At 63.7% G+C, this 24631-nt stretch carries 20 protein-coding genes; 8 read left to right on the top strand and 12 right to left on the bottom strand.

What is annotated here, in order from left to right; all coding sequences use genetic code 11:
* Window positions 1-34 precede the first annotated feature (34 nt).
* The gene (locus BC363_RS12305) at window positions 35-868 is read right to left on the bottom strand and encodes a thermonuclease family protein (RefSeq protein WP_065781375.1); all 834 of its coding nucleotides are present in this window, start codon (window positions 866-868) and stop codon (window positions 35-37) included.
* 13 nt (window positions 869-881) lie between these two features.
* On the bottom strand, window positions 882-1526 hold the full coding sequence (locus tag BC363_RS12300) for a helix-turn-helix transcriptional regulator (protein WP_065781374.1): 645 nt from the start codon (window positions 1524-1526) through the stop codon (window positions 882-884).
* Window positions 1527-1708: 182 nt separating this feature from the next.
* Between BC363_RS12300 and BC363_RS12295 the strand changes: the two genes are divergently transcribed.
* A complete protein-coding gene (locus tag BC363_RS12295) occupies window positions 1709-2797 on the top strand; it encodes a calcium:proton antiporter (RefSeq protein WP_065781373.1) in 1089 nt (362 codons plus the stop codon).
* Between the two features lie 171 nt (window positions 2798-2968).
* Here the strand turns inward: BC363_RS12295 and BC363_RS12290 are convergent, their stop codons facing one another.
* Window positions 2969-3478 carry a helix-turn-helix domain-containing protein gene (locus tag BC363_RS12290; RefSeq protein ID WP_065781372.1) on the bottom strand — a complete coding sequence of 170 codons (510 nt, stop codon included), beginning with the start codon at window positions 3476-3478 and terminating at the stop codon, window positions 2969-2971.
* A 155-nt stretch (window positions 3479-3633) separates the two neighbouring features.
* On the opposite strand from BC363_RS12290, the gene BC363_RS12285 reads away from it, so the two are divergent.
* Window positions 3634-4107 carry an SRPBCC family protein gene (locus BC363_RS12285; protein ID WP_065781371.1) on the top strand — a complete coding sequence of 158 codons (474 nt, stop codon included), beginning with the start codon at window positions 3634-3636 and terminating at the stop codon, window positions 4105-4107.
* 35 nt (window positions 4108-4142) lie between these two features.
* Here the strand turns inward: BC363_RS12285 and BC363_RS12280 are convergent, their stop codons facing one another.
* Window positions 4143-4727 carry a threonine transporter RhtB gene (locus BC363_RS12280; protein ID WP_244519864.1) on the bottom strand — a complete coding sequence of 195 codons (585 nt, stop codon included), beginning with the start codon at window positions 4725-4727 and terminating at the stop codon, window positions 4143-4145.
* Between the two features lie 303 nt (window positions 4728-5030).
* Between BC363_RS12280 and BC363_RS12275 the strand changes: the two genes are divergently transcribed.
* The gene (locus BC363_RS12275; RefSeq protein WP_065781370.1) at window positions 5031-5939 is read left to right on the top strand and encodes a DMT family transporter; all 909 of its coding nucleotides are present in this window, start codon (window positions 5031-5033) and stop codon (window positions 5937-5939) included.
* Between the two features lie 72 nt (window positions 5940-6011).
* Here the strand turns inward: BC363_RS12275 and BC363_RS12270 are convergent, their stop codons facing one another.
* Complete coding sequence (locus tag BC363_RS12270) at window positions 6012-6848, bottom strand: methyltransferase domain-containing protein (protein ID WP_065781369.1); 837 nt, start codon at window positions 6846-6848, stop codon at window positions 6012-6014.
* Between the two features lie 204 nt (window positions 6849-7052).
* Window positions 7053-7685, bottom strand: a complete 633-nt coding sequence (locus tag BC363_RS12265) for a TetR/AcrR family transcriptional regulator (RefSeq protein WP_065781368.1) — start codon at window positions 7683-7685, stop codon at window positions 7053-7055.
* Between the two features lie 99 nt (window positions 7686-7784).
* Between BC363_RS12265 and BC363_RS12260 the strand changes: the two genes are divergently transcribed.
* Window positions 7785-8483 carry a hydrolase gene (locus BC363_RS12260; protein ID WP_065781367.1) on the top strand — a complete coding sequence of 233 codons (699 nt, stop codon included), beginning with the start codon at window positions 7785-7787 and terminating at the stop codon, window positions 8481-8483.
* Window positions 8484-8733: 250 nt separating this feature from the next.
* Here BC363_RS12260 and BC363_RS12255 read toward each other — a convergent pair whose 3' ends face one another.
* From BC363_RS12255 to BC363_RS12240, 4 genes are all read right to left on the bottom strand, one after another.
* Window positions 8734-10950, bottom strand: coding sequence for an FAD-dependent oxidoreductase (locus BC363_RS12255; RefSeq protein ID WP_065781366.1), 2217 nt, complete (start codon window positions 10948-10950; stop codon window positions 8734-8736).
* 11 nt (window positions 10951-10961) lie between these two features.
* Window positions 10962-11372 carry a YbaY family lipoprotein gene (locus tag BC363_RS12250; protein WP_065781365.1) on the bottom strand — a complete coding sequence of 137 codons (411 nt, stop codon included), beginning with the start codon at window positions 11370-11372 and terminating at the stop codon, window positions 10962-10964.
* 2 nt (window positions 11373-11374) lie between these two features.
* A complete protein-coding gene (locus tag BC363_RS12245) occupies window positions 11375-12583 on the bottom strand; it encodes an acetyl-CoA C-acetyltransferase (protein ID WP_065781364.1) in 1209 nt (402 codons plus the stop codon).
* Between the two features lie 157 nt (window positions 12584-12740).
* A complete protein-coding gene (locus BC363_RS12240) occupies window positions 12741-14537 on the bottom strand; it encodes an acyl-CoA dehydrogenase C-terminal domain-containing protein (protein ID WP_065781429.1) in 1797 nt (598 codons plus the stop codon).
* A 433-nt stretch (window positions 14538-14970) separates the two neighbouring features.
* On the opposite strand from BC363_RS12240, the gene BC363_RS12235 reads away from it, so the two are divergent.
* The 4 genes from BC363_RS12235 (at window position 14971) to BC363_RS12220 (ending at window position 21178) form a co-directional block, all read left to right on the top strand.
* Entirely contained in the window at window positions 14971-18780 is a 3810-nt protein-coding gene (locus tag BC363_RS12235) for a peptidoglycan-binding protein (RefSeq protein WP_065781363.1), read from the top strand.
* Between the two features lie 247 nt (window positions 18781-19027).
* Window positions 19028-19954, top strand: coding sequence for a sulfite exporter TauE/SafE family protein (locus BC363_RS12230; protein WP_065781362.1), 927 nt, complete (start codon window positions 19028-19030; stop codon window positions 19952-19954).
* Complete coding sequence (locus tag BC363_RS12225) at window positions 19954-20757, top strand: TIGR02186 family protein (RefSeq protein WP_065781361.1); 804 nt, start codon at window positions 19954-19956, stop codon at window positions 20755-20757. The genes BC363_RS12230 and BC363_RS12225 overlap by 1 nt, the downstream gene beginning before the upstream one ends.
* A gap of 184 nt (window positions 20758-20941) precedes the next feature.
* Window positions 20942-21178: an Lrp/AsnC ligand binding domain-containing protein gene (locus BC363_RS12220; RefSeq protein ID WP_065781360.1), complete on the top strand. Its 237-nt coding sequence runs from the start codon at window positions 20942-20944 to the stop codon at window positions 21176-21178.
* A gap of 7 nt (window positions 21179-21185) precedes the next feature.
* Here the strand turns inward: BC363_RS12220 and pdeM are convergent, their stop codons facing one another.
* Both pdeM and BC363_RS12210 read right to left on the bottom strand, forming a co-directional pair.
* On the bottom strand, window positions 21186-21911 hold the full coding sequence (pdeM, locus tag BC363_RS12215) for a ligase-associated DNA damage response endonuclease PdeM (protein ID WP_065781359.1): 726 nt from the start codon (window positions 21909-21911) through the stop codon (window positions 21186-21188).
* Between the two features lie 154 nt (window positions 21912-22065).
* Window positions 22066-24609: a ligase-associated DNA damage response DEXH box helicase gene (locus BC363_RS12210; RefSeq protein WP_065781428.1), complete on the bottom strand. Its 2544-nt coding sequence runs from the start codon at window positions 24607-24609 to the stop codon at window positions 22066-22068.
* Window positions 24610-24631: the final 22 nt, after the last annotated feature.

Here is a 24631-nt window from a genome sequence, read left to right as displayed (position 1 = left end):
GTGTTTGCGAAGAACTGGTGTGTTCCGCCGCCACTTACAAGTCCGGTGCTGCTTCGTCCATGGTGGCAGCGGCGCTCGGATCGTCGAATGGCATCGGCGTTTGGCGAAAATCGCGTGGGTCGTCGCCGTAAAAGCCGAGCCTTGCCTTGTGCGCGGCCTCCCCTTGCACTTCGAGCGCGGAGCCGGGCAATGGCGTCGCCCAGCCATTGGCAACGAGCCAGGCGGCCGGATCCTGTCCGCCGACGGTGCATTGTGCGGTGACGGTTTCGTCCGTTTCGCCCTTGGCGATGTCACAGCTGACCGCGCGGGCGCGCAGGAAATTGCGGAAAGCCGTCCGGGCCACCATGCCGCAGGGCCAGCTCTTGCCGCCGCTTTCGCAGGTTCGCTCGGTTGCTTCCGGTTCGATGCCGCCCAGCTGCAGCGTCATCTTGTCGAAGCGGATGAGGCCGGCGGCAAGCGCTACCGGCTGCTGGAGGATCGTCGGCGTCTTCGGCTTGTCCTTGTTGGTATCAGACAGCGGCGTGCGTGGCTCTATGCGTTCAAGCGGCTTGGTCGTCACCTCGTCGGGCAGGCCGAACTGCTGCGGTTCGATGGCGCGGGCGGTGGTCTCGGTCGACTTCGGGCCGCTTTCGCTCTGGCCGCCTGCATCAGGCGTCGTGTCGCCCGGGTCGGGGGCGGTCATGTCGAACGGCACGTCTTCGGCTCCGACCGCAGGTTCCGTTTCCCCCATGTCGGGTGTTTCCAGCACGAAGTCCGGCGTGGCAGCGCTTTCGCGGTCACGGATCGTTACCGCCCCGGCATAGAGGATGCCGGTATAGAGCGCCATGGCGGCAATCCCGCCTGCAAGGGTGACCAGTTGCTGCCGCATCAGGAAAGATGTCCTATTGGCTGGCCCAGATGATCCGGGCGATCCATTCGATTTCGCTCATCTCGAAACTCCGGTTGGGATGTTCCGGATTGAGCGATAGCAGTTCGATGTTGCGCGGAGTATGCCGCATCAGGATTTTCGCCATTACCTCGCCTTCGCGGGTCTTGACCACGACGCGGTCGCCGCGCCGGACCTGCGCGCCGGGGTCGACGATCAGCACGTCGCCATCGCGATAGAGCGGCAGCATGCTGTCGCCCTGGATCTCAAGCGCATAGATGCCCGCCCGCCGCTCGGCCCCCGCGGGGAAATCGACGACGTCCCAGCCCTGGCCGGCCGGAAACCCGCCGTCGTCGAAGAAGCCACCGGCACCGGCCTGGGCAAAACCGATCAGCGGTATGGCGCCCGTGTAGGGGTCGCTTCGGGTCGTATCCGGGCGCATCAGCGCCATGAACTGGTCGATGGTGGCGCCGGTCGCATCCAGCACCTTGGCGATCGATTCCGTCGATGGCCAGCGCTCCCGGCCGTCGGCGGACTGGCGCTTGGATTTGTTGAAGGATGTCGGGTCGAGCCCGGCGCGGCGCGCAAGCCCGGAGGGCGAGAGCTGGTGGCGCTCGGCCAGCGCATCGATGGCGTGCCAGATGGTGTCGTGCGACAGCATGAATGTCTGTTCCGGGGCAGGGGGCGACGGCCGCTATGCCTTTATTCGCCAATAGATTAACCAAGCCAGCCAGGATGGTAAAGAACAGGGAGGAAAATAGTCCTTGGTTGGTCTGATTGAAATACAGCGGGCTGCTTCTATAGTCCCTGTGGTTTCTTGAGTTTGGCCGGCGAGGGGCTCATTTGTTGGCGGTACTGAAATCCGAACGCCTGCTGTTCGCTGCCTTCGTTGCGGCGGTCGCCGGTTTTATGCTGGAGCACCACCTGCTCGAGATGGGGCAAGGGGCTTCGCTTGTCGGAGCGGCGGCTTTGGTGGCTGCGATCGTGCTGGCGTCGATGCGGGTCGCCCATCACGCCGAAGTCCTGGCGGCCAAGGTCGGCGATCCCTACGGCACGATGATCCTGACGCTTTCCGCCGTTCTGGTGGAAGTGATCATCCTGGCGATCATGATGACGGGCGAGAGTTCACCGACGCTGGTGCGCGATACGATCTATTCCGCCGTGATGCTCGATATCAACGGCATTCTCGGCCTTGCCGCGCTGCTTGGCGGGCTGAAACACGGCGAACAGCCCTATAACGACAATTCCGCGCGCACCTACAGCGTCATGATCCTGACGGCGATGGGGATCTCGATGGTCGTGCCCGAATTCGTGCCGGCTCAGAAATGGCATTTCTATTCCGCGTTCACCGTCGGCGCGATGATCGTGCTCTACACGCTGTTCCTGCGCATGCAGGTGGGCGCGCACAGCTATTTCTTCAGCTACAGCTATCCCCGGGCGAAGAGCGGCGGGACCGATGTTGCGGACAAACACGACGAGCCGGTCGTGCCGTCGGTCGTTATCCTGCTAATCGGCGTGGTGTTGATCGGCGCGCTCGCCGAAATCATGTCGGGGTTGCTGACGTCAGGCCTGAAGGGGAGCGGCGCGCCACCGGCGGTCGCTGCCATCGTCGTTGCCGCGATTTCGGCGTCGCCCGAGATCATGACGGCGATGCGGGCGGCACTTGCCAATCGCATGCAGGCCGTTGTCAACATCGCGCTCGGGGCCTCGCTTTCGACCGTGATCCTGACCGTACCGGTGATGGAGGCGATCGCGCTCTACACCGGCCAGCCCTTCATCATGGCGATGTCACCGGCGCAGACGGTGATGGTGACGATCACGCTGATCGCTGCGGCGATCAATCTCAATGACGGCCAGACCAATGCCATCGAGGGCATGACGCATTTCGTGCTGTTCGCCACCTTCGTCATGCTCTCGGCGATCGGGTTGTAGCTTTTACTGCATGATTCCTTAAATCGGAATCGATTTAAGGATAGAATTATGCAGCAAGTTCAAAGTGCTACAGCGCCGCGCTCTTTCAGAGCCGCTTGCCGCGCTTCAAGCTCTTGTTTTTTGTGCATGTCGTTGTCTCAAGAGCCGCTGCACACCTTTGCGCGACATGCATCAGGCGACGGCGGTTTCCCCGGTCTTCCTTGCGACGACCTCCTCAAACGCTGCCTGCAGGGTGGCGCGCACGCGCGGCGGACCGTCAAGGGGCAGGCCGAGATGCTCGTAGCGAAGCTCGTCCATGAAGCGGTTCCAGAGATCCGGCCCGCCGGTCTCCATCAACTCGGCCCTGATGCTGAGTTCTTCGCTGACGGGCAGATAGCGCCGCCCCCAGGCGCCCAGATGCGCCATGATCGGCACCAGCGCGATGGTCATTTCGGTGAGACTGTAGATGGCTTTCTGCTTATGCGTCGGATCATCCGCCTTGGTCAGCATTCCCTGCTCGACCAGCATCTTCAGCCGGTCCGCGAGAATATTCGAGGAGATGCCTTCCTGCGATCGCAGCAGTTCGCGGAAGTGCCTTTTCGCCCCGAAGATCATGTCGCGGATGATCAGCAGGCTCCATTTGTCGCCGAAGACCTCCAGCGAGAGATTGATCGGGCAGCCTGAGCGATAGTCGTCTTTCATTGAGACCTCTTTAAAACTGCTTGCATTGTCGCATCAGTGGCGTTATCTTGCAACTGCTTTTAAAATGAAAGCAGTTTCCGGGTGGGTTTGGTTCGAACATGGGCGGTGGAACGTCGGTGCCAGACCCTTAGCAGCGTATCGAAGAGGAGAAGATCATGAGTGCCAATTCCGTGGAACATGCGAGCTTCACCATCGAGCGGCTTTTCAAGGCGGCGCCCGAACAGGTCTTTCGGGCTTTCGCCGATCCGGCAGCGCATGATCGTTGGTTCGTCAAGGCCGACGGCTGGCCGGTCGCCGAATACAGCCACGACTTCCGCGTCGGCGGGCGCGAGAGCGGCCGCTTCAGCAAGGACGGCAAGACCTTCTACTACAACGACACCATCTACCTCGACATCGTTGAAAACCGGCGCATCATCTCGGCCTATACCATGGCGGAGAACGAGCGGCGGATCTCCGCTTCGGTGGCAACTGTCGATATCCAGCCGCACGGCACCGGCGCGCGCATCGTCTTCACCGAGCAGGCAGCCTTCCTCGACGGTCTCGATCAGGTTGCCTATCGGCGCCAGGGTTGGGAAGAGTTGATCGCGGCCCTCGGCGCCGAACTCAACGAGACGGCTGCGGCCGCCTGATGCGAATTGCGGCGGGCCTGGAAACGCACCGGCCTCTACACCATCGCCGCAAGCGCGCTGCCTGCAATGCCGAAGGAGAAGACGGCGAGGCAGACGGCGGCAATGCGGCGCGGCAGCAGCGAAGTCCATGCGCCGCGCGAGAGTTGTACGAGCATGGCTCCTGCGCCGATCCAGAGCGAACCGGCGATAACGACGAGCAGCGAAAATCCGGCAATCCAGGGCATCGTCGCGGCAAGGCCGGTCTGCGGCAAGAGCACCAGCGCCACGATGAGTGCCTTGGGATTGAGAACCGTCGTGACGAAGACATGCCGGATGGTGATCTCGCTCGAAGTCCGGCTGTCGTCGCCGGTGGTCCAGAGTGCGTAGGCGAGGAAGAGGACCCAGCAGGCCGCGACGATCCGGAGCGCAAGCCCGATCTGCGGATGCACCGCGAGAAACGGCGCCAGCAGCGCCACGGCTGGAATGATCACCGAGAGATAGCCGCCGAGCTCGCCCAAAAGCAGCGGCGTCGAGCGCCGGAAGCCGGCGGATGCTCCCGAAAGCCACAGCAACGTGTTGGTCGGGCCGGGTGTTGCCAGCAGCACGAGGGCGGCAAGGGTGAAGGCGAGCGGCTGCATCATCAGGTTTCCGGTTTCGGCGACGGATATTGCTGTCTTCTAGAGCCTTTCCAGGAAAAGTGCGAAGCGGTTTTCCGTCCGGAAATGCGACAGACAGAGAGATAGAGCGTTTCCATGACTCCGTTTAAGACGGAAACGTTCTAGCGCAGGCGCAAGTGGGCAGTCTTGATCTCCATCAAGCTTCGCCGTGGCGGCACTCCAAGATTTCGCCACAGCGCAGGGTGCCGGCACCTCTTCCACGCGCAACGGCGGCGCGCTATCAGACGGGCGCTGCCGCCCTCCTTCCCGGCTGCCATCGGGGCTTCCATGAACAAGACCGTGCTTTCCGGCATCGTGATGACGACGTTTTCCTATTTCCTGTTCTCGTTGCAGGATGCGTCGGTCAAATGGCTGGTGGTCGGCTATTCCGTTTGGCAGATCCTCTTTACCCGCAGCATCACCATCCTCCTCTTGTGCCTGGTGATCGGAAGGGGCAAGCTCGTGCGCCGCGCGATCTCCTCGCCCGTCGTCAAGCCGCTGTTCGTGCGCAACCTGTTGCTGCTGGCCGCCTGGCTTTCCTATTTCAACGCAGCCCGCGATCTCGGCCTTGCCGAAATGACGACGCTCTATTACGCCGCGCCGATCGTGGCGACGCTGCTGGCCGTCCCGATCCTGAAGGAAGACGTGCCGCCGATCCGCTGGTTCGCAGTGCTGCTCGGTTTCGTCGGGGTTCTGATTGCCTGCGATCCGCTCGGAACGGGCATGAAACTCTCGCTACCGGTTTTCCTGGCGCTGATGGCGGCCGTCTTCTGGGCGATCGGCACGGTCATGCTGCGCAAGACTGCGCTGGAAGAGGCGACGCTGACGCAGATGACGATCTCCAACGTCTTCTTCATCGCCATGACCGGCCTTGCCGTTGGTTTCTACTGGACGCCGCCGGCGCTGTTCGACGTCGCCCTGATGGCGGGTACCGGCGTCATCGCCGGCATCGCCCAGTATGCGCTGTTCGAGGGCATGCGCCGGGCGCCGATCTCGGTGATCGCGCCATTCGAATACACCTCCCTCGTTTGGGCCTTCGGGCTTGGCTTCCTGATCTGGGGCGATATTCCCGCCACCAATGTCTTTGCCGGCGCCGGCCTGATCTTTGTCGCCGGCCTGACGATCATCGTCGGCGAGCGTCTTGCGCATCGGCGGACCGTTGCCGCTGCCTCCCACGGTGCAGGCGCGGACGCGTAGCCGCTCAGCGCCCGCAGTTGACAGCATCAAAACCGGAAACAGCCGCGGATCCCGGCTCCATCGGCAAGCCTGTCAGGTTGCCGACGCGGGTCGCGCGTCGGGAATGCGGCCGGTCACCCGGAAGAACAGATGCGAGGTGACGAGGACCGAAGGATCCTCCAGGTGGCGATCCAGCGCCTTCAGATCGGCGTCGAGTTCGGCGCGGCCGATGAAGCCTTCGCCGACCAGCCCGTCGCGGACATTGGCAATGAAATCGCGCAGGATCGGCCGTCGCTCGTGGCCGGGTGGATAGACGTGGACGACGGCATCCGTGCTGAGCGCCTCGACGCCGGCCTCGCGGAACAGCCGATGCGCGCGGCGCCCTATGTGCAGATCGATGCCCCGCGCCGCCGAATAGGCGATATAGGCGGCCAGTAGACGATCCCAGGCGGCAAGCGGCGGGTCGCAGATATGGGCGAGGAAATCGGCCTCGAAGCTGGCGATCCAGCCACCTGGTTTTACCAGGGATACCATCTCGCGCACGATGCGCTCCGGCTCAGGCACGTTGACGAGCACGAGGCGCATATGGGCGCCGTCGAAGGAGCCGCGCGCCAGGCCGCTGTCATAGGCGTCGCCCTCATGCACTTCCACCTGTGCCAAGGCGTGGCTCGCAACGAACCGGCGCGCGAGATCGACGAAGTGGGCGTCGCGCTCGATGCCGAGGACCGAGCCGGTCGGGCCGACACGCTTGCCAAGCAGATGCAGCACGCCGCCAGGGCCGCAGCCGAGATCAAGGACGCGCTCGCCCGGCCGGATGCCGATCCGCTCCAACTGCTGATCGGAGTCGGGGGCGAGATTGGCAATTTGCCGTTTTAACCGTTCTTGCTCAGGCCCGGCGCGCCCAAGCAGATAGAGATCAGGCTCGCTCATGGCGTGTTCCCCCTCTGGCGAACAGGAGGATGCGCCTGTGCAAGTGGCCGGTCAACGATCGCGGTGTCGGCGAATTCCGGTGGGCGGGGCGGCTGTGGCGCACCGCTGGAGCCTGTCTCTGGGTCCGTAACGCCTTGCGCCGTTCGCAAGCCAAAGCCGGATTGGTGGCAAGCAAGCCGGGCGCCGTGGTTTGCTCGTTTGGTCCTAGAGACGCAGGAGCGCCAACGCTGCCTTGATCCGGGGACGGATATCCGTTGCCGGGACCGGTGGCGTCAGGCCGAGTGCCATACGTCGCAGGGGTTCGGCGATCACCATCGACAGGATCAGGTCGCTCGCCATCGTGGGATCGGCAACATCGATGAGGCCGGCGGCCTTGTGACGGGCGAGCCAGTCGGCGAGCAGCGCGCGGGAGCGCTCGACCCCGTTGCGATCATAGATCGAGAGGATGTCCTCCCGCGCCGGGATGTCACCGACGAGAAGCCGGAAGAGGCCGACCGCGTCCTCGCAAAGCACCCGTTCGGCGATGGTCGACAGGGTCGCCTCCAGGAGCGCCGGCACCTCGTCGGTGCTTTTCGCCTCGGTAGTGAAGGCGGGCAGGAACGTATCCGTCCAGTTCTTCACGATCAGGCCGAACAGCGCCTCCCGGTCGGGGGCGAAACGATAGACCGTCTTCTTCGCGACGCCAGCCTGCTTGGCGACCGCCTCCATCGTCATCGCCGCATAGCCGCGCTCGAGCATCAGCCGCGTTGCGGCGGAGACCACGGTCGCAGCGAGCGTTTCTTCCGGCTTTGCCGGCCGGCCCCGTTGTTTTTGCGTCTCCGGCTCGGGCGTCGGCAAGGCATCGCTCCATTTGACATATCGCGCCGACAGGCATAAACGATATTTAGGAAACGTTCAACGTTTCCTAAATATCGTTGTCGTCAAAGAGGATGAAACATGTCTGTCATCACCGACCACGCCCGCGCCGGCATCGGCTATATCAACGACCTGCTCGACCCCGCACCGATGCGGCTTGAGACCGGCATCAGCCGGCTCGACACCGGTGCCCTGGTGGTTGCGGTCAGGACCGAGCTTCCCGGCTGCAAGGGACGCATGCTCGATTGGTGGTTCAAGCATTTCGACACCACGGAACACCTGTCCTGGTGGCACCCGCTCGATCACGTCGCCCATAACGGTTGGGACGCGCATCGCATCAGGGGCGAGCGCTATGTCGGCGCGACCATCCGTGCGGTCGAAAGTCTCGGCGACATTCCGCCAGTGCCGGCCGTGATCAAGTTTCACGAGCCCGGCGAGGTCTTTGGCCAAGTGGCGTTCGAGCAGGCCCTGGCCGCCAGCCGCGCGTCAGCCGCCGTCTACGCCCGCATCGGCTTTGGCGAGGCGGCGCGGCTCGATGAAAACGGCGATCCGCTCGACGGCCAGATGGTTCATGTGGTGCGCGATACCGATAAGGGCGCGGTGCTGCGCAGCCGCTTCATCCTCGGCCTGGACGCCGGCGCCAGCCATCCGGTGCCCGATGCTATCGGGCTCGGCCTCTTGCAGCATTGCTACACCGAGTTCGGTTATCTCGCCAAAGTCCTGCCGTCGCTCTACTGGGCCGACCCGGCAAATCGCGCTGATGTGCCGGTTTTGTGGTAGCGGCGGGAGGTAACCTGGGCGCAACGGCTATTGCCGCCATGACGGACTTCATCCCGCCGTCGTCCCCGGGCTTGACCCGAGGACCCATCCGACAGCGCGCGAGCGATTTGGATCCTCGGGCCAGTTCCGTACATCAGGCCCGAGGATGGAGGGTGGGAGCGCGCTGCGCCGGATCATCTTGGCGCATTCGTGTCCTGAAACGAAAACAGGCTCCGCGAGGAGCCTGTCTGCATGTTCGGTCGGAGGCTGCTTAAGCCGCCTGCTTCTTCTCGCCATAGGGGTCGAAGCGGCCGTAGAAGGTCTCGCCGCGGTCGGCCATTTCCTTGAGCAGCGCCGTCGGCTTGAAGTGGCTGCCATAGTCCTTGGCGAGCTTCTCGCACAGCGCGACGAAGGCCTTGGCGCTCATGCCGTCGATGTAGGAGAGCGTGCCGCCGGTGTAGGGGGCGAAGCCGAAGCCGAGGATCGAGCCGACGTCGGCTTCGCGCGGATCGGTGACGATGCCTTCTTCCATGGTGCGGGCCGCTTCGAGAGCGATCGTTGCCAGGAAGCGCTGCTTCAGCACCTCGACGTCGATCTTGTCGGCGTTCTTCTGCGGATAGAGCGTCTTCAGCTCTGGCCACAGATACTTCTTCGCCGGCTTTGCCGGGTATTCGTAGAAGCCCTTGCCGTTCTTGCGGCCGCGACGGTCAAGGTCGTCGACCATCTTGTTGATCAGCGCCATGTGCTTGGGATCGACGGCCTTTTCGCCGAGATCGGCGACGGTGGCTTTCAGGATCTTCTGGCTGAGGTCGATCGCCACTTCGTCGTTGAGCGACAGCGGTCCAACCGGCATGCCGGCCATCTTGGCGGCATTTTCGATCATCGCCGGCGGCACGCCTTCGATCAGCATGTCATAGGCTTCATGGATGTAGCGGAAGACGCAGCGGTTGACGTAGAAGCCGCGCGTGTCGTTGACGACGATCGGCGTCTTCTTGATCGCGGCGACATAGTCGAGCGCGACGGCGAGCGCCTTGTCGCCGGTTTCCTTGCCGAGGATCACTTCCGTCAGCATCATCTTCTCGACCGGCGAGAAGAAGTGGATGCCGATGAACTGGCCGGCACGCTTGGAGTTCTTCGCCAGACCGGTGATCGGCAGCGTCGAGGTGTTGGAGGCAAAGATCGTGTCTTCGCCGATCACCGCTTCCACCTGCTCGATCACATCCTTCTTGACCTGGCGGTCTTCGAAGACGGCTTCGACGACGAGGCCGACATCCCTAAGGTCGTTGTAGTCGGCCGACGGCGTGATGCGGGCGAGCAGCGCTTCGCCTTCTTCCTTCGTCAGGCGACCCTTGCCGACCGAATCCTTGACCATGCCTTCCGAATGGGCCTTGCCCTTTTCAGCCGCTTCCATGTCGCGGTCGATCAGCGTGACGGCGATGCCGGCGGCGGCCGTCACATAGGCGATTGAGGCGCCCATGAAACCGGCACCGACGACGCCGACATGCCTGAACTCGGACTTCGGCACGCCGGCCGGGCGGCGGGCACCCTTGCCGAGTTCCTGCGTCGAGACGAACAGCGAGCGGATCATCGAGAAGGCTTCGGTCGTCTGCAGGATCTCTGTGAAGTAACGCTGTTCGATCTTCAGGGCCGTGTCGAAGGGAACCTGCAGGCCCTCATAGACGCATTTGAGGATCGCGATGGCGCCGGGATAGTTGCCTTGCGTCTCGCGGCGCAGGATGCCGGAGGCAGCCGGCCAGAGCTGGGCCGAGGCCGGGGTCCAGATGCCGCCGCCGGGCACCTTATAGCCCTTTTCGTCCCACGGCTGGACCGGCTTCAGGCCGTTCTTGATCATTGCCTTGGCAGCATCGACCAGCTTGTCGGCGTCGACGACTTCATGCACGAGGCCGAGCGCCTTGGCGCGCGCCGCCGTCAGCGACGAGCCGGTGGTCATCATCTGCAACGCGTCCTGCGCATTGGTCAGGCGCGGCACGCGCTGGGTGCCGCCAGCGCCCGGGAAAATGCCAACCTTGACTTCCGGCAGCGCGATCTTGACCGACTTCGAGTTCGAGGCGACACGGCCGTGGCAGGCAAGCGAAAGCTCGAAGGCGCCGCCCATGCAGGTGCCGTTGATCGCCGACACCCACGGCTTGCCCGAGGTCTCGAGCTTGCGGAACAGGCCGGTCATGCGGCCGACGAGGTCGAAAAGCTTCTGGGCGGCATTGGCCGGGTCCTTCTTCTTTTCTTCCTGCTGGAAAGTGAACATCGACTTGATCATCGACAGATCGGCGCCGCCGGAGAACGACGACTTGCCCGACGTGAAGACGACGCCCTTGACGGCGGCATCGGCCGTCGTTTCGTCGACGATGGCGTTCAGCTCTTCCATCACCTCCTGGGTGAAGACGTTCATCGACTTCTCGGGCATGTCCCAGGTGACAAGGGCAATGCCGTCGGCATCGGTCTCGATCTTGAAATTGGTATACTTCGTCATGGTTCTCCCCCTCAGTAGAGAATGGGTTCGATGCGCAGCGAGATATTCGATCCGCCGCTGTAACGTTGTTTGGTGGTGTTGGTGGCGATCAGCCTGCCGTCGCGCTCGACGCGGATGGTGAAGCCCGCATCGACGGCCTTGTCGAGTTCGGGCTTCGGCACCTGCAGCACGAAGGGCACACGATTTGCCTTGCCGTCGCTTGCGACCGAAGTCTCGGCGATCAGCTTGGCGGCCACATCCATCACGCCCTGCTCCTCGAGCCGGACGGTGACGGTGCCGGCCGGAACCGGGCCGCTGGCGACATTGGTGATCGCACCGGTCAGCGTGAAGCTGTCGCCACCTTCCTCGTCGGAGACGCAGCCGGAAACTGCAAGCAGTCCCAAGCCCATCAGTCCGAGAAGCGTGCGGCGGGTCGCTTCCATCGTCAGACCCTTTCGATGATCGTGGCGGTGCCCATGCCGGCGCCGATGCACAACGTCACCAGCGCGGTGTTGAGATCGCGCCGTTCCAGCTCATCAAGCACCGTGCCGAGGATCATCGCGCCGGTGGCGCCGAGCGGATGGCCCATGGCGATCGCGCCGCCGTTGACGTTGATCTTGTCGTGCGCGATGTCGAAGGCCTGCATGTAGCGCAGGACGACGGCGGCAAAAGCCTCGTTGAGCTCGAAGAGATCGATGTCGGAGAGCTTCATGTCGGCGCGCTTAAGCAGCTTCTCGGTCACATCGACCGGGCCGGTCAGCATCAGCGCCGGATCGGAACCGATATTGGCGAAGGCGCGGATTCGGGCGCGCGGCTTGAGGCCCATGCTCTCACCGCCGGCCTTGGAGCCGAGCAGCACGGCTGCAGCGCCGTCGACGATGCCCGAGGAGTTGCCGGCATGGTGCACGTAGTTGATCTTCTCGATTTCCGGATGCGCCTGAATGCCGACGGCTTCGAAGCCGCCCATCTCGCCCGGCATCTGGAACGACGGGTTGAGCGAGGCGAGCGCCTGCATGTCGGTGCCGGGACGCATATGCTCGTCGCGGTCGAGAATGGTGAGCCCGTTCTGGTCCTTTACCGGAACGACCGACTTCTGGAAGTAGCCCTGTTCCCAGGAATGGGCGGCGCGCTTCTGGCTTTCGACGGCATAGGCATCGACGTCGTCGCGGCTGAAACCGTATTTGGTGGCGATCAGGTCGGCCGAGACGCCCTGCGGCATGAAATAGGCCGGCAGGTTGACGGACGGGTCCATGAACCAGGAGCCGCCGGACATGCCGAGGCCGACGCGCGACATCGATTCGACGCCGCCGGCGATCACGATGTCGTCGGCGCCCTGGGCGATCTTCGCCGCGCCGAAGTTGACGGCATCGAGACCGGAGGCGCAGAAGCGCGAGATCTGCATGCCGGGCGCGCGGGTGGAATAACCTGCCTCGAACGCGGCTGCCTTCGGGATCACCGAGCCGGCATCCATCACCGGATCGACGCAGCCCATGATGATGTCGTCGACGGTCGACGTATCGAGCCCGTTGCGGTCACGCACGGCCTCCAGCATTTTGGCCGCAAGGCGAACGGATGGCACTTCGTGCAGCGATCCGTCCTTCTTGCCACGGCCGCGCGGCGTGCGCACGTGGTCGTAAACGAAGACTTTCGTCATGTCTCATCTCCCTTTCGGCAGCACCGTCCGGTGCCGCCCGTCAAACATTTAGAGCATCCCTGCGTTTCTCCGGCTCGCGGAAACGCTCTATCGATTTGTTGTTACGCAATGCCGGAGGGAAAACCGGTTTCCACTTTTCCCGGCATTGCTCTGGAAATCAGAACGCGGCCGCGTCGAGCGCCATCAGCGTGTCGGCGCCCGTCTCGATGCGGGCCTTGCGCAGCGCCGTTTCCGGCAGGATCCTTTCCATGAAGAAGGTCGCGGTGATCAGCTTGTTCTTCAGATAGTCCGCGCGCGCCGTTTCGCCAGAGGCCAGTTTTTCCTCGGCCGTCTTGGCGATCTTCGCCCACATGTAACCGAGCACGACCAGACCGAAGAGGTGCATGTAGTCGGTCGAGCCGGCGCCGGCATTGTCGGGCTTGGCCATGGCGTTCTGCATGAACCACATGGTGGAAGCCTGCAGGTCGTTGAGGCCCTTCTTCAGCGCCTTGGTATAGGTGGCCAGCTTTTCGTTGCTGCGGTTCTCCTCGCAGAAATCGCCGATTTCCTTGAACAGCGCCATGACGGCGCGGCCGCCGTTGAGGCCGAGCTTGCGGCCGACGAGATCGAGCGCCTGGATGCCGTTGGCACCTTCATAGATCATCGCGATGCGGGCATCGCGGACATACTGGCTCATGCCGTGCTCTTCGATGTAGCCATGGCCGCCGAACATCTGCTGCGCCATGACGGCGTGGTCGAAACCCTTGTCGGTCAAGACGCCCTTCAGGATCGGCGTCATCAGCCCGAGAATGTCGTCGGCCGTCTGGCGGTCGGCATCATTGTCGGAGCGGTGGGCGATATCGGATTTCAGCGCGGTCCAGAGCGTAAACGCGCGGCCGGCCTCGTTGAAGGCGCGGATCGTCATCAGCGTGCGGCGCACATCCGGATGCACGATGATCGGGTCGGCTTTCTTGTCCGGCGCCTTCGGGCCGGAAAGCGAACGGCCCTGGATGCGGTCGCGGGCATAGTTGGCGGCGTTCTGGTAGGCGATTTCGGCGATCGACAGGCCCTGCAGGCCGACGCCGAGGCGGGCTTCGTTCATCATCACGAACATGGCGTTGAGGCCCTTGTTCTCCGTGCCGATGAGGTAGCCTTCAGCCTCGTCATAGTTCATGACGCAGGTCGAGTTGCCGTGGATGCCCATCTTGTGCTCGATGGCGCCGCAGGAAACGCCATTGCGCTCGCCCGGCTCACCGTCGCCGTCCAGCTTGAACTTCGGCACGATGAACAGCGAGATGCCCTTCACGCCTTCCGGCGCACCCTCGATGCGGGCCAGCACCAGATGGATGATGTTCTGCGACATGTCGTGTTCGCCGGCGGAGATGAAGATCTTCTGGCCGGAAATCCTGTAGGCGCCGTTACCATCCGGCACGGCCTTGCTGCGCAGCAGCCCGAGGTCGGTGCCGCAATGCGGCTCCGTCAGGTTCATCGTGCCGGTCCAGGTGCCTTCCACCATCTTCGGCAGGTATGCCTTTTTCTGCTCGTCGGAGCCGTGCACCAGGATCGCGGCGATCGCGCCCTGGGTCAGGCCGGGATACATCGTCAGCGCCATGTTGGCCGAGGACATGTATTCGCCGACGGCGGTGTGCAGCGTGTAGGGCAGGCCCTGGCCGCCGAATTCCTCCGGCACGGAGAGCCCGAGCCAGCCGCCTTCGCGGTAGAGATCGAAGGCCTGCTTGAAGCCCTTGGGCACGCTGACCGAACCGTCGTCGCGCCGCTTGCAGCCTTCCTGGTCGCCGGAAAGGTTGACCGGGAACAGCACTTCTTCGGCAAGCTTGGCGGCTTCGCCGACGATCGCTTCGATCGTATCGGGCGTCGCATCGGCAAAGCCGGGAAGGTTGTTGTACCGCTCGATGCCGAGCACGTCGTTCAGAATGAAGAGAGTATCGTCGACCGGTGCCTTGTAGGTGGGCATTCTTTCCTCGCCTTTTCGCTTTCGGATCGTCGCCTCCAAGCGGCCGACGTCCGGTTGCAACATGCCGCATGCGCCGCCATCCGAGGGCGGTTCCGCATCGTTGGCAGGATGCTACAAAATTTTGACGTTTGCGTAAACGTCAAAAATAGCGCCCGATCGAAGTTTCGTCTGTCGATGGATGACGCGGTGAAATCATCGCCGCGCCGCAGTCTCCATTACCCGGCACTGCCAAATCGTTAAAAAATCGGCGCGGGTTAACGGCTTGTTTACTACGTTTAATGAAAGGTGCGTGTTGAGATGGTCAAAGCTGCAACCGGTCCGGTCCTCGCATTGTTGTAGCTTTGGCCACGTCGGAAGTGCCGCAGGGGTGAAGGAAGCCGTTTCCTTCCGTGGCGACTTTCGAGATGGCCGACGGACAAGGGCGAAGAGCACAATGAATGGATCGCGATCAAATCCTCAGCGCGCTGGCAGCCAGAGCTATGGCGAGCGGCCGTCGCTCGACGCCCTGAACCGCACGATCGAAGGCCTCGAAGCCCGGATCGAAGGCTTGATGAACGGTGCGGGACGCGAGCAGCCACCCCGTCCGGTCGAGCGCGAGCGTCTCACCCCCCGCGATATTCCATCGCCCCGTGATGCCGTTTCCGAAATCATGCAGCGCCAGCGGGCGCTGAGCACGTCGCCCGAGCGGCCGCCTTTGAGAGACCGTCTGCCGCAACGCGAGCCGGAGCGCCTGGCTCAGCGCGAGCCCGAGCGCTATGTCGACGACATGCGGGCGCAGCCGGTGCGTGCGCCCGTCGCCCGGCCGGCCGCTGCCGTCAACGATATCGCCGAGGCGCTCGTCGGATTGCGCCAGGACCTCAAGCGCGACATCACCGATGGCCTCACCCGCGAGATGAATTCCCTGCGCGCCGAAATTCGCGGCATCAAGGCGCAGGCCCAGGATCACAGCTTCGCCGAGGACGTTCGCGGCGACATGCAGCGCCTTGCCGACAGCATCCAGCAGCTCGGCCGCCAGGCATCGCCCGCCCAGGCCGACGCGCTGCGCAGCGATTTTGACGACCTGCGCGCGATGATCGACGGGCTGGCGCGCGAAGACAGTGTTCGCCGTATGGAAAGCCGCTGGAGCGGCGTCGAGGATCGGCTGATCGCCTTCGACCAGAACCGCGACGACGAACTGGTGGCGCTGGCCTACCGGCTTGACGAGATCAAGTCGCAGATCGGCGCGCTCGGCAACAGCTCTGCCGTCGACGTCCTTGAAGACAAGATGATTGCCGTTGCCCAGGCGATCGAAATGCTCGGCCGCCAGATACAGCCGGACGATCGGCGCCTGGTGTCGCAGTTCGCCGATCTCGATGCGCGGCTTGACGAAATCAGCCGGGCGATCGCAGCCAGCAGCCGCAGTGCGACCAGCCTTGACGGTGGTTTCGCCAATCGCCTGGAAACCAGGCTCGGCGACCTCTCGCGGCAGATCGACGGATTGTCCCGCCCGAACGATTCCGGTCTCGGCTCGCGCCTGGAGGCGCTGGCTGCGCGGGTCGAGGATCTCGCGAGCGAAAAGGCTGCCGCGGGGCTGGAAGAGCGCCTGGATCAGCTCTCCCTGCTGATGGAGCGCAGCCACCGGAACGCCCAGCCGGACCTGACGGGCCACCTCAACGACATTTCGCGCAAGATCGAGGCCCTTGATCAAGGCAGCGTCAACGATGCGCTCGCCGAGCGGCTCGACTATCTTGCCCGCCGGATTGACGATCTCGATACGCTGAGCGCGCATCCCGTCGCCGATCCGCGTTTCGACCGGCTCGAAGACCGTCTCGCCGGTATCGCCCAGCGGCTGGAAGAAACCTATGCGGCGCCGTTCGACGACCGCGCCGCCTTGCACAATCTCGAAGCGCAGATTGCCAATCTGTCGACCCTGGTCAGCCAGCCCCGCAGCGAGGCGGGCCCCGCCATGCCGGTGGAATTCGAGAGCCGCATGACTGCGCTCGAAGACTATTTCGCCACCAGCGACGAGTACATCGTCGAGGCTGCCCGGCAGGCGGCCGAGGCGGTGATGGAGGCCTATTCGAAAAAGGGCATGCCGCAGTCGGCAGGTGGCGGCGATCTCGCGGCGATCTCGGCGCTGGCGGAAGACCTGCGCATGCTCGAAGATCTTAGCCGCTCCAGCGAGGAGCGCACGGCACGCACCTTCGAAGCGCTGCATGAAACCCTCGTCCATATCGCCGACAAGCTCGAGCGCATCGAGGGACGCGAGCCCGCCATGGCCGCGGCACATTACGAGGCGCCGGTGGCGCGCGAAATTCCTGCGATGCCCAAGGCAATGCAGCCGGAATTCAACGACCCCTTCAGCGGCGCCGATCTCGATGACCGCTATCAGGATCTGCAGCGCAATGTCCGCGCCCTGCAGGCGGAAGATGACGGTGTCATCGCTGCTGCCACTGCATCCGCGCCTGCAACCGCCCTCGCCGGTGACACCGCGTTTGTCGGTGGCGAAGGTCAGGTTTCGACCATAGAGCCCGATGGTGCGCGCGAACAACCGGCCGCTGCCCGCACGGGCCTGCTTGCCGGCCTCACCCGGCGCTTCTCCGGAAAGCGTGTCGACCCTGCACCGGAGCAGGTACGACAGCTCGTCGAGCCCGCCCCCTCCATCGACCCGTCCGAGATGCTTGCGCCGGAAGAGGCCAATCAGCTGCTCGAGCCCGGTTCGGGCGTTCCCGACGTCAAGAAGATCCTCGAGCGTGTCCGCGCCGGCCAGATGAACCGCGGCGGCAAACCGGCCGCTGACGGCGACAAGGCAGACTTCATTGCCGCCGCCCGCCGGGCAGCGCAGCTGGCCGTCGAGGAAGCCGATACGCTCAACAAGGCCAAGGACGGTGGTGTTGCCAGCGGCGTCGGCGGTGCCTTTGCCCGCCATCGCCGGCCGATCCTCATGGCTGTCGGCGCCGTGCTTCTGGCGATCATGTCCTATCCTCTCGTCGGCACCATGCTGAAGGGCCGCGACGCGCCCATTGCCGAACCGGTGGCGATCATCGAGCAGAAAGTGGCTCCCGTCGCCGAGCAGCCGCCGATTGCCAATGAGCGAGACATCGCAGGCGACCGGGCACCTTCGTCCGCCGCCGCCGTTGCGACCGAAACACCTGTCGAAGCGCTGCAGCCCATTCCCGAAGCACCGCTCGATTCTGTCGAGAAGCAGTCAAGCGCCGTGCAGGGACCAGCCATCTCGACGCCGCCGGCCGATACGTCCAAATCGACGGTGGCGACGAACGAAACACAGGCACCGCTGCTTCAGCCGGTGCCGGAAGCCAAGGAGCCGGTAGCCGCTTCGACGTTCCAGGCCGCCCCAGTCGATGCCGCTCAGGCCGGGACCTTTGCGCCTGTGACCACGACCGCCGAGGTCGTCCTGCCGGAAGGTTTCGGTCCGGTTGCGCTGGTGACGGCTGCCAAGGGTGGCGATCCGCTGGCCTTCTACGAGATCGGCGCGCGCTTCACCGAAGGTCGTGGCGTCAAGGAAGACCTGGCGGAAGCCGCCAAATGGTATCAGCGCGCTGCAGACGGCGGCGTCGTGCCGGCCGAATACCGGCTTGCCAGCATGTACGAAAAGGGCTCGGGTCTGACGCGCGATGCGGCCAAGGCCAAGGTTCTCTATCTGAAGGCCGCCGGGCAGGGCAATGTCAGCGCCATGCACAATCTTGCCGTGATGCTGGCCAGCGGTCGCGACGGCTCGCCGGATTTCGCCGCGGCGACGAACTGGTTCGCCAAGGCAGCCGAGCTTGGCATCCGCGACAGCCAGTTCAACCTGGCGGTGCTCTATGCCCGCGGCAACGGCGTGCCGCAGGATCTGGAAGCATCCTACAAATGGTTTGCCGCTGCCGCCCGGGAGGGCGACATGGATGCCGCCGCCAAGCGCGACGAAGTGGCCAAGGCGATGAAGCCGGAGCAGCTTTCGCGTGCAAAGGCCAACGCCGATGCCTGGAAGCCGCAGCCGGTCGACGCCAAGGCGAACGCGGTCGACGTGCCGGATGCCTGGGTAGGCCCGGCCAACAAAACCGCCTCGATCGACATGGGCAAGGCCATTCGCAACATCCAGGCCATCCTCAACAACAACGGCTTCGACGCCGGCAAGCCGGACGGCCAGCTGGGCAAGAAGACAGTTGCGGCGATCAAGGCCTTCCAGACATCTGTTGGCCAGGAGCCGACCGGTGAAATCACCGACCAGCTGGTGAAGGAATTGCTCAAGCGCAATTCCTGATCCGGCAGGGTTTGCCGCCGCAATAAAGCCGCAGAGCCGGGTGACACGGTTCGTGGAACCGAAGCTGTCTGCCATGTGGCTGAAAAGGTTGACAGCTCCGGCGTAGGAGCGCATGACGGAAGCCTATGCCATCTCGCCTTCGGGAGAGGTGTCGGCTTTCAGAGATAATCCCCCCTCCGTGGTGAATTGCTTGCCACTGTGACGTTTTTCGCCCGCACCGCGGGCCGTTGGCATATTGAGGTCCGGCGTGACGATTTATCTGCCCATCGCAGAGTTGTCGGTGAACATACTCATCATCCTCGGCATGGGTGCGGCCGTCGGCTTTCTCTCAGGCATGTTCGGCGTCGGCGGCGGGTTCCTGATCACGCCTCTCCTGATCTTCTACAACATTCCGCCCGTGGTCGCTGTCGCGACCGGCGCCAACCAGGTCGTGGCATCGTCGATATCAGGCGCCATCATCCATTTCCGGCGCGGCACGATCGACATCAAGCTCGGCACGGTGCTTCTGTGCGGCGGTCTTGCCGGCGCGACGCTCGGTGTCTGGCTCTTTTCATTCTTGCGTCGGGCCGGTCAGCTCGATCTCGTCATCTCGCTGCTCTATGTGGTGCTGCTGGGCTCCGTCGGCAGTCTGATGCTGTGGGAAAGCGTGCGCGCGATGCGCAAGGCGGCCAAGAACCAGGCGACGCCGCTGCGCCGCCCGGGCCAGCACAACTGGGTGCACGGGCTGCCGCTGAAGATGCGGTTCAAGAAATCGAAGATCTATCTGAGCGTCATTCCCGTCGCGGCCCTTGGTTTCTGCATCGGCATCCTGACATCGGTCATGGGTGTCGGCGGCGGCTTCATCATGGTCCCGGCGATGATCTATCTCCTGCGCATCCCGACCAATGTCGTCGTCGGCACCTCGCTGTTCCAGATCATCTTCGTTTCCGCCTACACGGTCATCGTCCAGGCCTCGACCAACTATACCGTCGATATCGTGCTCGCCTTCGTGCTGATGATCGCCGGCGTCATCGGTGCCCAGTATGGCGTGCGGGTCGGACAGAAGCTGCGCGGCGAGCAGTTGCGCGCGCTGTTGGCACTGCTCGTGCTTGCCGTCGGCATCCGTCTGGCGGTCGAACTCGTCATTCCACCGAAGGACATCTATTCCGTCGTGTCAGCGGGGTTCGGTTTCTGATGATCCGTCTCGCCCGCATCGCCCTTGCAGCCCTGACCTTGGCTTTCGCGGCTCCCGCCGCCGCCCAACTGCAGGACGAGAATGCCAACGACTTCACCGAAAAGCTGGAGATCGGCATCTCGACCGACGAGATCGCCATCACCTCGGATTTCCGTGGCGCCGACCTGACGATCTTCGGTGCGGTCGACGGCTTCGACGCCAATCTCCTGGTGCAGGGCAAGTACAACATCATCGTTTCGCTCGAGGGTCCGAAGGACAATGCGACGGTGCGCAAGAAGGAGCGCGTTTTCGGCATATGGGTGAACACCAGCTCCATGACCTTCGAGCTGGTGCCGGAATCCTATTCGCTGTCGAGCACGCGTGACATCGAGACGATCGCCCCGCCGGGCGAAATGGGCAATATGGGCATCGGTGTCGATCACATGCGGCTCGTGCCGCTCGGCTTCGTCGGTGACGGCAGCAATCTCGGCGAGTTCCGCAATGCCTTCCGCCGCATCCGCGAGACCAGCGGCGTCTATGAGCGCGATCCGGGCGGCGTGCAGTTCATCAGCTCCAGCCTGTTCAAGGCGTCGGTGCGCCTGCCGGCCAATGTGCCGAACGGGGTGCATGTGGTGCGCGCCTATCTCTTCCGCGACGGCACCTTCGTCGCCGCCAAGGCGCTGCCGCTGCGCGTGGTCAAGACGGGCGTGGAGCAGGTGATCACACAGACGGCGCATCAGCAGCCGCTCTTCTACGGCCTGTTTGCGGTGCTGCTCGCTGTCATCACCGGCTGGGGCGCGAGCCTGCTCTTCCGCAAGGAATAGTCTTTGACGGCATCCAGCCGACGTTCCCTTTTGTACGCGGGGCGGCTAAAGAAGGCCTACTGCATAATTCCTTAAATCGGAATCGATTTAAGGGCAAAATTGCGCAGCAACTCAAAGTGTTGCAGCGACCTTTGCGCGTCTAAATAGACGCGCGGCGCTGTAAGGCAGAAACAGAGGAAACTCCATGAAACCGATTTTCGTCCAGTTGCAGTGCGCTCCCGGCAAGACCTACGACGTTGCCGACGAGATCTACCGCAAGGAGATCGTTTCGGAAATGTACTCGACGAGCGGCGACTACGACCTCTTGCTCAAGATCTACATTGAAGAAGGCCAGGACATCGGCAAGTTCATCAACGACAACATCGCCACGGTTCCCGGCATTTCCCGATCGCTGACGACGCTGACCTTCAACGCGTTCTGACGGATGCTCAAGCGATCAGGTTCGTGAAGCGGACCGAATAGATCCGGTCGCGACCGAGCATGTGGGCGACCAGCTTGGCGCGATCGAACAGGCCGCTCATTGCCCGGTGGCGCAGGTCGAGGCCACCGGTGGTGACGCCGAAGGCCGGCATCAGCAGCCGCGTCCCATCGGTAGCAAAGCAGGCCCGTCGCACCGATTTCTCCCGCCGAACAACGGTCGCTGCCGGGTGCAGGTGGCCGGCAACTTCCCCTGACGCCTCGCCCCTCGACGGTTCATGGCGAAAGGTGAGGCCCGCGTGGCGGAATTCGTCGAGCGATATGCCGGGCAGGCCGCAGGTGCCATCGGGGTCATGGTTGCCATTGATCCACACCCAGTCCCGCCCCATCGCCATCGCCGCGATCATGTGGCGGAAGGTATCGGGCATTGCCGCCGAACCCACCCGGTCGTGGAAATTGTCGCCGAGGCTGATGACCAGTCTGGGGTCATGGCGGGTGATCGCCGCTTCGAGCACGCGCAGGGTGGCGAGCGTGTCGTAAGGTGGCAGCATCATGCCGCGCCGCGCGAAGGCCGATCCCTTTTCCAGGTGCAGATCGGAAACGACGAGCGTTCGCGTCTCCGGCAAATAGAGGCTGCCGAGAGGATCGCAGACGGCTTCGACGCCGTGGACGATGGCGCGCGCGGAGACCGCCGAGCTGTCTGCTGGAGCCGATAGTGCGTGAGCAAGCCTGTGCATGCGTCGTCTCTTCATTGTCCTTACAGCGCCGCGCGTCAAACAGGACGTGCAAGGGACGCGGTAACACTTTAAATTTTCTGCATAATTTCGTCCTTAAATCGGATCCGATTTAAGGAATTATGCAGCAGCGTGTTCGCGCGAACACGGGGCTATTCTATAACGGCTCGCCGCCCAGCGCTTCGTTGATCAGGTCGTCGGCGGCTTCGGAAAGCAGGAAGTCCTGCGCCTCGCCCTGAACTGCCTCCTTGCCGATCTCCAGCATCACGGGCACGGCAAGCGGCGAAATCCGGTCGAGCCGGCGATGGGTAATGTGGCCCTTGATTCGCTTCAGCATATCCCCGAGACGGCCGATGTCCAAAAGCCCCGTCGCCGCATCGTTGCGTGTTGCCTCCAGCAGCAGGTGGTCCGGCTCGTGCGCGCGCAATACGTCGTAAATGAGGTCGGCCGAAACGGTCACCTGGCGGCCGGTCTTTTCCTTGCCGGGGTGCCGCTGGTCGATCAGCCCGGCGATGACCGCGCAGTTGCGGAAGGTGCGCTTCAGCAGAAACGATTCGTTCAGCCAGGCTTCCAGATCGTCGCCGAGCATGTCTTCGTCGAAGAGGTCGGCGAGCGCCTTCCGGCGCAGCTGGAACGTCGCGCCGAGATCGTCCAGTGCCCAGACGGCGAGCGAGTAGTCGGTGGCGACGAAGCCGAGCGGCTTCAGACCGGCGCGGTCGAGCCGACGGGTCAGCAGCATGCCGAGCGTCTGGTGCGCCAGCCGTCCCTCGAAGGCGTAGATCACCATGTAATGCCGGCTGCCGCGCGGAAAGGTCTCGATCAGCAGCTCGTCTTCGCGCGGCAGCATCGACACGTCCCTCTGCAGCGACAACCAGTCGCGCACCTGTTCGGGAAGTGCTGCGCGCCGCGCCGGATCGGCCAGCATCTTGCGCACCTGTTCGGCGAGGTAGGTCGACAGCGGAAATTTGCCGCCGGCATAGCTCGGCACCTTCGGGTCGAAGGAGAAGGCCTGACTGACGAGACATTCGTTTTCGCGGATGCCTTCGAAACGCAGCACCTTGCCGGAAAACAGGAACGTGTCGCCTTGGGAGAGCATCTCGAGGAAATATTCCTCGACCTTGCCGAGCGACATGCCGCCGCGGCCGAGCGAGCCGCGCTGGTTGCGCTTGACCATGCGCACGTTCAGCATCGGCGATTCGACGATGGTGCCGACATTGAGACGATATTGCTGCGCGACCAGCGGATTGGAAACGCGAAAGAGCCCCTCCTTGGTCTTGCGGATACGGGCGTAGCGCTCGTAGGTCTTCAGCGCATAGCCGCCTGTCGCGACGAAATCGACGACGCGTTCGAAGGTTTCCCAGGTGAGCGACGCATAGGGCGAGGCGCTGGTGATCTCCTCGTAAAGCGACAGCGGGTCGAAGGGCGCGGCGCAGGCCATGCCGAGCACATGCTGGGCAAGCACGTCGAGCGCACCCTTGCCGACCGGCGGCGTATCCTGCGCACCGATGTAGTTGGCGTCGAGCGCCGCCTGGCACTCCATCACCTCGAAGCGGTTGGCCGGGACCAGGATCGCCTTCGAAGGTTCGTCCATGCGGTGGTTGGCGCGGCCGATGCGCTGGGCAAGCCGGCTTGCCCCCTTCGGCGCCCCGACATGCACAACGAGGTCGACATCGCCCCAGTCGATGCCGAGATCGAGCGTCGAGGTGGCGACGACGGCGCGCAGCCGGTTCTCCGACATCGCCGCCTCGACCTTGCGCCTTTGGGCGACATCGAGCGAGCCGTGATGTAGCGCGATCGGCAGGTTGTCGTCGTTGATGGTCCAGAGTTCCTGGAAGACAAGCTCCGCCTGGCTGCGGGTATTGACGAAGAGCAGGGTGGTGCCGTGCTCCTTGATGGCGGCGTAGACGTCGGCGATCGCATAGCGCGCCGAATGTCCAGCCCAAGGCACGTGTTCGTCGGTACGCAGGATGGTGATCTCAGGCTTGGCACCACCCTTAACGGTCACGAGACCGGCATGGTCGTTCCTCTCCGGCGACTGCGGCGAAAGCCAGCGCTGCAGGTCCATCGGGTCGGCGACCGTCGCCGACAACCCGATCGTCTGCAGCTCGGGCGCCAGCCTGCGCAGCCGGGCAAGGCCGAGCGATAGCAGGTGTCCGCGCTTCGAGGTGACCAGCGAATGCAACTCGTCGAAGACGACGTAACGCAAATCCCTGAAGAAGCGTTCGGCCTCGCCGTTGGCGAGCAGCAGGGCCAATTGCTCCGGCGTCGTCAGCAGGATGTCTGGCGGGTTGAGCTTCTGGCGCTGGCGTTTGCCCTGCGGCGTGTCGCCGGTGCGGTTCTCGACGCGCACCGGCAGGCCCATTTCGGCGACCGGCTTCATCAGATTGCGCTCGATGTCGACGGCAAGCGCCTTCAGCGGCGAGAGGTAGAGCGTGTGAATGCCTGTAAAGGCGAAGCCCGGCGGAATTTTTCCGCGTCGGGTGAGGTCGACAAGGGAGGGCAGAAAGCCGGCAAGCGTCTTGCCGGCGCCGGTCGGCGCGATCAGCAGCGTGCTTTCGCCGGCCTCCGCCCGCGCCAGCAATTCCAGCTGGTGGGCGCGGGGCTGCCAGCCTTTCTCGCCGAACCAGCGAAGGAAGGGGGCGGGCAAGGTCAGTGCATCGCCTTGCTTGAGCGGGGAATCGATCCTGTTCACGGAGAACAAACGTAGATCAAATCCGGCAAAA

Origin of the sequence: Ensifer sp. LC384 (assembly GCF_001695865.1) — a bacterium.
Classification (GTDB): Bacteria; Pseudomonadota; Alphaproteobacteria; order Rhizobiales; family Rhizobiaceae; genus Ensifer.
Note: the sequence above shows the minus strand (reverse complement) of the source record. Positions and strands in the feature narration are given on the sequence as shown.

Coding starts and splice junctions, on each gene's coding strand:
- BC363_RS12305 (WP_065781375.1), bottom strand. CDS start 868: ATGCGGCAGCAACTGGTCACCCTTGCAGGCGGGATTGCCGCCATGGCG.
- BC363_RS12300 (WP_065781374.1), bottom strand. CDS start 1,526: ATGCTGTCGCACGACACCATCTGGCACGCCATCGATGCGCTGGCCGAG.
- BC363_RS12290 (WP_065781372.1), bottom strand. CDS start 3,478: ATGAAAGACGACTATCGCTCAGGCTGCCCGATCAATCTCTCGCTGGAG.
- BC363_RS12285 (WP_065781371.1), top strand. CDS start 3,634: ATGAGTGCCAATTCCGTGGAACATGCGAGCTTCACCATCGAGCGGCTT.
- BC363_RS12280 (WP_244519864.1), bottom strand. CDS start 4,727: ATGATGCAGCCGCTCGCCTTCACCCTTGCCGCCCTCGTGCTGCTGGCA.
- BC363_RS12275 (WP_065781370.1), top strand. CDS start 5,031: ATGAACAAGACCGTGCTTTCCGGCATCGTGATGACGACGTTTTCCTAT.
- BC363_RS12270 (WP_065781369.1), bottom strand. CDS start 6,848: ATGAGCGAGCCTGATCTCTATCTGCTTGGGCGCGCCGGGCCTGAGCAA.
- BC363_RS12260 (WP_065781367.1), top strand. CDS start 7,785: ATGTCTGTCATCACCGACCACGCCCGCGCCGGCATCGGCTATATCAAC.
- BC363_RS12255 (WP_065781366.1), bottom strand. CDS start 10,950: ATGACGAAGTATACCAATTTCAAGATCGAGACCGATGCCGACGGCATT.
- BC363_RS12250 (WP_065781365.1), bottom strand. CDS start 11,372: ATGGAAGCGACCCGCCGCACGCTTCTCGGACTGATGGGCTTGGGACTG.
- BC363_RS12245 (WP_065781364.1), bottom strand. CDS start 12,583: ATGACGAAAGTCTTCGTTTACGACCACGTGCGCACGCCGCGCGGCCGT.
- BC363_RS12240 (WP_065781429.1), bottom strand. CDS start 14,537: ATGCCCACCTACAAGGCACCGGTCGACGATACTCTCTTCATTCTGAAC.
- BC363_RS12235 (WP_065781363.1), top strand. CDS start 14,971: ATGAATGGATCGCGATCAAATCCTCAGCGCGCTGGCAGCCAGAGCTAT.
- BC363_RS12225 (WP_065781361.1), top strand. CDS start 19,954: ATGATCCGTCTCGCCCGCATCGCCCTTGCAGCCCTGACCTTGGCTTTC.
- BC363_RS12220 (WP_065781360.1), top strand. CDS start 20,942: ATGAAACCGATTTTCGTCCAGTTGCAGTGCGCTCCCGGCAAGACCTAC.
- pdeM (WP_065781359.1), bottom strand. CDS start 21,911: ATGCACAGGCTTGCTCACGCACTATCGGCTCCAGCAGACAGCTCGGCG.